The following is a 6919-nucleotide window of genomic DNA, read 5'->3' as shown; positions in this document are numbered from 1 at the left end:
TCCGAGCGGAACGCGGCCGCGGGCGGGGTGTCCGCCTGGGGCTCGGGGCGCGCGGGAGCTCCGTGATCGGCCGAGGGGTCGGGGTGCTGCTGGGGCGACTCCGTGGGCGTGGCAGTTCTGTGATCGGCCGGAGGCTCGGTGGGTGCCGGGAGCTGCTGGCCGGGTGAGGGGTCGGTGCGTGCCGGAGTGGCGCCGTCGGCCGGGGCGTCGGGCGCCGGCCGGTTCTCACTGGGCTTGGGTTCGGGGCGTGCGGTGTCGTCGGCCGGGGTCGACTGCCCCGCGGGGCGCTCGGGCGCCTCGTCACTGCCGGACCGCGGCTGCCCGCTCCCGCCGCTCTCGTCCACGATGTCCCCTCGTTCGATGCGTCTTCCGCGCCCGGTTACGTGCGGGGCGGAAGGGTCTGTGGTCGATGCTATGCGGTCGTCGCCGCTCGTTCTGCCCCGGCACCCCCTCTGTTCCCCGTGCTGTCGTAGGGGCTGTTTCATCGCGGCCGGGCGAGACGATCGCGCGTGCGGTGGCGCGGGGTGTTCCGTGCGGTCGCGCGCCCCGCGAAGCACGCCGTGAGCGCACGTCTCACTCGTTGCCACCTCGCTGCCACGAGGCCGCTGCCCCGCGGGGGACGTCACTGTCAGTGGCGGCCCGTATCGTCTGTGGGCATGGAAACCAGTACCGACGGCACCAGCACCGGCGGCAGCAGCGCGGAAGGTTCCGGCGTCGAGGGCTCGGGCGCCGGGCTCCCGGCGGGGACGCGTGCCGCCGCTCCCCCGGCGTCGCTCTCGCCCTCGCGCGCCAGCGACTTCATGCAGTGCCCGCTGCTCTACCGCTTCCGGGTGATCGACAGACTCCCGGAGAAGCCGAGCGAGGCGGCCACGCGCGGCACGCTGGTGCACGCGGTGCTGGAGCGGCTCTTCGACGCTCCGGCGACGGAGCGGACGGCGCCGCGGGCGAAGGCGCTGATCCCGGGCCAGTGGGACCGGCTGCGCGAGTCGAAGCCGGAGGTCGTGGAGCTGTTCGCGGACGACCCCGAGGGTGAGCGGCTGGCCCGCTGGCTCGGGGAGGCGGAGCAACTGCTGGAGCGCTGGTTCACGCTGGAGGATCCGACGCGGCTGGAGCCCGCCGAGCGCGAGTTGTTCGTCGAGGCGGAGCTGGACTCGGGGCTCAGGCTGCGCGGGATCATCGACCGTGTCGATGTCGCGCCGACCGGCGAGGTGCGGATCGTCGACTACAAGACGGGCAAGGCCCCGAGACCGGAGTACGCCGAGGGTGCGTTGTTCCAGATGAAGTTCTACGCCCTGGTGGTGTGGCGCCTGAAGAGGGTCGTCCCGCGCCGGCTCCAGCTGGTCTACCTGGGCAGTGGGGATGTGCTGACGTACGACCCGGTGTTCGCCGATCTGGAGCGCGTCGAGCGCAAGTTGCTCGCCTTGTGGGAGGCGATCAGCGCGGCCACCGAGTCGGGCGAGTGGCGGCCGCGGCCCAGCAAGCTCTGCGGCTGGTGCGATCACCAGGCGGTCTGTCCGGAATTCGGCGGCACTCCCCCGCCGTACCCGCTGCCGGTGAGGTCGCCCGAATCGGGCTGAGTCCCGCAGGGCAGAATGGGCCGGACTAGCGAAGGAGACTTACGTGGCCATCCGCGTCCTACTGGTCGACGACCAGCCGCTGCTGCGCACCGGCTTCCGGATGATCCTGGAGGCGGAGCAGGACCTCGCGGTCGTGGGGGAGGCCGGAGACGGTCTTCAGGCGCTCGACCAGGTGCGTGCCCTGCAGCCCGATGTGGTTCTGATGGATATCCGCATGCCGCGGATGGACGGGGTGGAGGCGACCCGGCAGATCACCGGGCCCGGCCGGGACGGTCCGGCGAAGGTGCTGGTGCTGACCACTTTCGATCTCGACGAGTACGTCGTGGAGGCGTTGCGGGCGGGTGCCAGCGGTTTCCTGCTCAAGGACGCGCCGGCCAACGAGTTGGTGCAGGCGATCCGCGTGGTGGCCGCCGGTGAGGCGATGCTCGCGCCCAGCATCACGCGCCGGCTCCTCGACAAGTACGCGACACATCTGCCGTCCGGTGACGAGCCGGTGCCGGACACGCTGCACACGCTGACCGACCGCGAGGTCGAGGTGCTGAAGCTGGTGGCGCGCGGGTTGTCCAACGCGGAGATCGCGGCCGATCTGTTCGTCAGCGAGACCACGGTCAAGACGCACGTGGGCCATGTCCTGACCAAGCTGGGCCTGCGCGACCGTGTACAGGCCGCGGTGTACGCGTACGAGAGCGGGCTGGTGCGTCCGGGCGCGCAGTAGCCGGCGCGGCGGCACAGGTCGGACGTGCAACGTCGAGGGCGCCCCTGCGTCACAGGGGCGCCCTCGGTGTTCGTGGCTGTGGGTGTCAGTCCTTGCTGATCTCCCAGAATCAGTCCTTGCTGATCTCCCAGAAGCGGAACACCGTCGACGCGTCGAGGCAGTACTCCAGGCCGTAGACGTTGTTCTTGACGACCGCGTACTGCTTGGCCTGCCATATCGGGATGACGGGGAGTTCCTCGGCGACGATGTTCTGGAGTTCGGCGTATTCCTGCTCGGTCGTGGAGCGCTCGCTCTCGGCGGCCGTCTTCGGCAGGAGTGTGCCGGTGATCGTCTTGTTGGTGTAGTTGTTGCCGAGTACGTTGCCGTCGCCGAAGAACGGGCTGGTGAAGTTGTCGGGGTCCGGGTAGTCGGGCACCCAGCCCTTCACGTACACGCCGTACTTGCCCGCGTCGATGTCCTTCTCGTACTGCTCGAAGGGCACGGACTTCACGGTCGCCTCGAACAACCCGCTGTTGTTGAGCTGTGTGGCGATCGCCTGGAATTCCTGGTCGGTGGACGGGCCGTAGCGCGACGGGGTGGACCAGAGGGTCAGCTTCACCTTGCCGTTGATGCCCCCGGCACGCAGGGCGGCCTCCGCCTTGGCCTTGGAGGGGCGGGCGCCGTAGGTGTCGAAGAAGGCCGTGTTGTGGCCGGTGATGCCGGCCGGGATGATCGAGTACAGCGGTGTCGCCGTGCCCTGGTAGACCTGCTCGATGAGGGCCTCGCGGTCCAGCAGGTAGGCCATGGCCTGGCGGACGCCGAGTTTGCCCGCCACCGGGTCGTCCATGTTGAAGACCAGGTGCTGGACCTCGGCTCCGGTGCCGTCGACGATGTCGACGGCGCTGTGGGCGGAGCTGTCCGCCTCGATGTCGGCGATGTCGGTGGAGCTGAGCCCGCGGTAGGCGACGTCGAGCTTGTTGTCGCGCAGGTCCCTCTTCAGGGCGGTCTGGTCGCCGTGGAAGAACTTCATGGTCACGCCGGAGTTCTCCACGTCGGCGTTGCCCTCGTAGTTCTCGTTGACCGAGAAGACGGCCTCGTCCTTGCCGAAGGAGTCGAGCTTGTACGGGCCGGAGCCGACAGCCCCGTCGTCCTTGCGGAGCCCGTCGGCGTCGTAGGAGCGGTGGTCGACGATCGAGCCGGCGCCGGAGGCCACCTTGCTCGGGAAGGTGGCGTCGGCGTACTTGAGCTTGAAGACGACGGTCTGCTCGTCCGGCGTCTCGACCTTGTCGAGCATGGGGAACATGACCGCCGGACCGGCCTCGTCGTTGATCTTCAGCATGCGGTCGAAGGAGAACTTGACGTCCTTCGAGGTGAGGGAGTCACCGTTGCTGAATTTGAGGTCGTCCTTGAGTGTGCACTCGTAGGTGGTGATCCGGTTGTCGGTGAAGGCGCACTTCTTGGCGGCCTCGGGCTGGGGTTCCGTGGCGCCGTTGGGAAAGCTCAGGAGCGACTGGAAGACGTTGTTGAAGAGCAGCCAGGACCCCGGGTCGTAGCCGGACGCGGGGTCGGTGGCCAGTACCTCGTCGGACATCCCCATCACGATATGGGAGCCGTTGTCGGAGGAGTTGCCTGTGACGGTGCCACAGCCGGTGAGCAGGCCGATGGCCAGTCCTGTGGTGACGGACAGGACTGGCGATGGATTACGCATGTTCACTTGCGGGTGCCTTGTGTTGTCGGTTCACGGAAGCTCCGGGCCCAGGAGGCCCGGAGTACGGAGTGAGGTCTCCGGTCAGCCGCTGATGCCACGGCCGAGCTCCCACAGCTGAAGCGACGACGCGGAGTTGAGCGCGTACTCGCCCCCGGTGATGTCGTCCCTCACGGCGACGTACTGGTTGCCCTGCCACAGCGGCAGGAGCGGTACGTCCTCGGCCACGATGTCCTGGATGTCGTTGATGCTGTCCGAGGCGGTGAGGCGGTCGGCCTCACGGCGGGCCTCGGGCAGCAGCGTGCCGCGGATCTCGTTGTTCGCGTACGGCAGGCGCAGGAAGTTGTCCTTGTCGAGGAACGGCGAGAGGTACGTTTCGGCGTCCGGGTAATCCGGGAACCAGCCATAGCCGAAGACCGCGTACTCGCCATCCCGTTCGGCCGGCTGGAACTTGTCCCAGGACGCGCCCTTGATGTCGACGTCGAACAGGCCGCTGTCGTTGAGCTGCTTCTGCAGCTGCTCGAACTCCGGCTTCGTGGCGGCGCCGTAGTGGTCGGTCGTGTAGTTCAGGGTGAGTTTCACCGGGGTGTTGATGCCGGCGTCGGTCAGGGTCGCCTTGGCCTTGGCCTTGCTCGGTTCGCCGTACTTGTTGAAGAACGCGTTGGAGTGGCCGGTGATGCTGGCCGGGACCAGTGAGTAGAGCGGTTGCGCCTGGGTGCCGTAGACCTTGGAGACGAGGGAGGCGCGGTCGATGAGCTGGGCCATGGCCTGGCGGACGGCCTTGGTCTTGACCTGCGGGGCGTTGGTGTTGAAGCCCAGGTAGCGGATCTCCAGGCCGGACGCCTCGATGAGGTCGATGTCGTCGGAGGATGTGTCCGAGAGCTTGTCGATCTGCTCCGGCGTCATGGCGCGGGTCATCAGGTCGATGTCGCCCTTTTCGAGCGCGGCACCCATGGCGTCGGCGTCGGCGAAGGAGCGCAGTACGACCTCTTCGTTCTTCGGCTTCAACAGCCCCTTGTAGTTGGGGTTCTTGGTGAAGGCGATCTCGGTGACCTCGTTGTCCTTGACCTCGGCCTTGAGGGTGTACGGGCCGGAGCCGTCGACTTCGAAGCCGTCGCGCAGTTTCTTCTTGTCGTAGTCATCGGAGTTGACGATGCCGGCGACGGGTGTGGAGAGCTTGAACGGGAAGGTGGCGTCGGGTCCGTTGAGGTGGAAGATCACCTCGCGGTCGCCCTTGGTCTCCACCAGCTGGACCGTCGACAGGAGGGCGAACACACCGCTGTCGGCCTTGATGGCGCGCGCCCGGTCGATGGAGAACTTCACGTCCTCGGCGGTGATCGGGTCGCCGTTCGCGAACTTCAGGCCCTCGCGGAGCGTGCAGGCGTAGCGCTCGTTGCCGGTGTCGGTGAAGCGGCAGCTCTCGGCTGCCTCGGGCTCGGGGGCGCCGTCACCGCGGGGCTGCGTCATCAGGGTCTGCACGGTCTGACGCAGGACGTTCCAGGTACCGACGTCGTACGCGTAGGCGGGGTCGAGTGGCGCGGGTGTGTCGCTGGAAGCGGTGAACCCGTCCGTCGTACCCACAACGATCGCGTCGCCGCCGCTCCCGCCGTCGGAGCTGCCACAGGCGGCGAGCACGGGGGTGAGCAGGCTTATGACGGCCGGCAGCACCAGAGTTTTGCGGTTCATGCTCGTGTTTCTCCAGTAGCTGTCTTTCCACGGACCCGGCAGCTGGGGTGTGCGGGCGGGTCACGGGGTACACGATGTCCTCGCGACGAGATTAGTCCGCACCGGAAGAGTGGTTTGCACGCAGCGGAGTTGAGTTCCCATCACGCTGCGGAACCGGTCGCGGACACACTGAACAGTTGGTCAGCGGACTGATCAGTGCAGGTTGCACTAATCGGGACACAAGGACGTGCCGATCACCACGGAACGGGCAGATGAGGCACAGGCAGGCACCCCTTGTCGACCCTCTGACCGGTGACGAAAATCACAGAGCCGCATACGCCGACCAGTATCGGAATTCAGCCAGGGCGCACCGTATCGAATTCCCGCGACGAAGACTGCGAAGCCCTTTGCATTATCGCGTATTCAATTAGGCACCCTGGGTGAACAGGCGATGGATTTCCGTGGTCAGAGGGCCACCAGCCCACGGAGAAAAGGGAGATCGACTTCTTCGAGCGAGGCGACGACCGTGCGCCGGACGGCTGGCGCGATGGGCGCCACCGAGGGGACCGCGACGACGTGGCAGCCTGCGGCCTCCGCGGCCGCGACACCGGTCGCCGTGTCCTCGATGACCGCGCATCTGGCCGGTTCGGCGCCCAGCCCGGCGGCCGCCAGCAGATACGGGTCGGGGTGCGGCTTGGTCCGCTCCACCTCGTCTCCCGCGACCGTCAGGGAGAAGTACTGAGGACCCAGCGAGGTCAGGATGCGGTCGATGATGCGCCGGTGGGAGGCGGAGACCAGGGCTGTGGGGATGCCGTGCGCGGCGAGCTCGGCAAGCAGCCTGGTGGCGCCCGGCATCAGCGGCAGCGTACGCCCGATGCGGTCCTCGAACCCGTCGTTGAGCAGCACGGTGAGCTCGGCGAGGGTGATGTCGGCGCCCGTGGCCTCGATGAGGAAGCCGGCACTGCGAGTCATGGGGCCACCGACCACGACATGGCGCCAGGAGTCGTCGAGTGCGTGACCGAGGCCCGCGAAGACCTCGACCTCGACGTCCCACCAGAATCCCTCGGTGTCCACCAGGGTTCCGTCCATGTCGAGGAGCACAGCCTGCAGTGCTGAGCCTTCGGCCGTCTGGGTACCGAGCGCGGGGACCGTTGTCGTCATCCGGCGCACCTCCTTGCGGGACGAGCAGGCCGGTTCCCGGATGGGGAACCGGCCTGCGGTGGATCGACCAGTTTACGACGCTGTTCGGCGAAACGCTCGGTTTGAGCTCCACACCCG

4 protein-coding genes and 2 pseudogenes are annotated in these 6919 nt (G+C 67.7%); 2 read left to right on the top strand and 4 right to left on the bottom strand.

What is annotated here, in order from left to right; translation table 11 throughout:
* Positions 1-344 (bottom strand): annotated as a pseudogene (locus FPZ41_RS26260) (site-2 protease family protein); the annotation flags it as partial.
* Between the two features lie 312 nt (positions 345-656).
* Between FPZ41_RS26260 and FPZ41_RS26255 the strand changes: the two are divergent.
* Together FPZ41_RS26255 and FPZ41_RS26250 are read left to right on the top strand one after the other, a co-directional pair.
* Positions 657-1606 (top strand): annotated as a pseudogene (locus tag FPZ41_RS26255) (RecB family exonuclease).
* Between the two features lie 14 nt (positions 1607-1620).
* Positions 1621-2292 (top strand): response regulator, encoded by a 672-nt coding sequence (locus FPZ41_RS26250; RefSeq protein ID WP_030606450.1) that lies wholly within the window; start codon positions 1621-1623, stop codon positions 2290-2292.
* Positions 2293-2401: 109 nt separating this feature from the next.
* On the opposite strand, the gene FPZ41_RS26245 is transcribed toward FPZ41_RS26250, so the two are convergent.
* The 3 genes from FPZ41_RS26245 to FPZ41_RS26235 form a co-directional block, all read right to left on the bottom strand.
* Positions 2402-3979: an ABC transporter substrate-binding protein gene (locus FPZ41_RS26245; RefSeq protein ID WP_152866156.1), complete on the bottom strand. Its 1578-nt coding sequence runs from the start codon at positions 3977-3979 to the stop codon at positions 2402-2404.
* An 81-nt stretch (positions 3980-4060) separates the two neighbouring features.
* Entirely contained in the window at positions 4061-5662 is a 1602-nt protein-coding gene (locus FPZ41_RS26240) for an ABC transporter substrate-binding protein (RefSeq protein WP_152866155.1), read from the bottom strand.
* A 444-nt stretch (positions 5663-6106) separates the two neighbouring features.
* Entirely contained in the window at positions 6107-6802 is a 696-nt protein-coding gene (locus FPZ41_RS26235) for an HAD family hydrolase (RefSeq protein ID WP_152866154.1), read from the bottom strand.
* Positions 6803-6919 lie beyond the last annotated feature (117 nt).

Origin of the sequence: Streptomyces acidicola (assembly GCF_009377235.1) — a bacterium.
Taxonomy (GTDB): domain Bacteria; phylum Actinomycetota; class Actinomycetes; order Streptomycetales; family Streptomycetaceae; genus Streptomyces; species Streptomyces acidicola.
The sequence above is the reverse complement of the archived record's forward strand: the minus strand, read 5'-3'. Positions and strand labels throughout refer to the sequence as shown.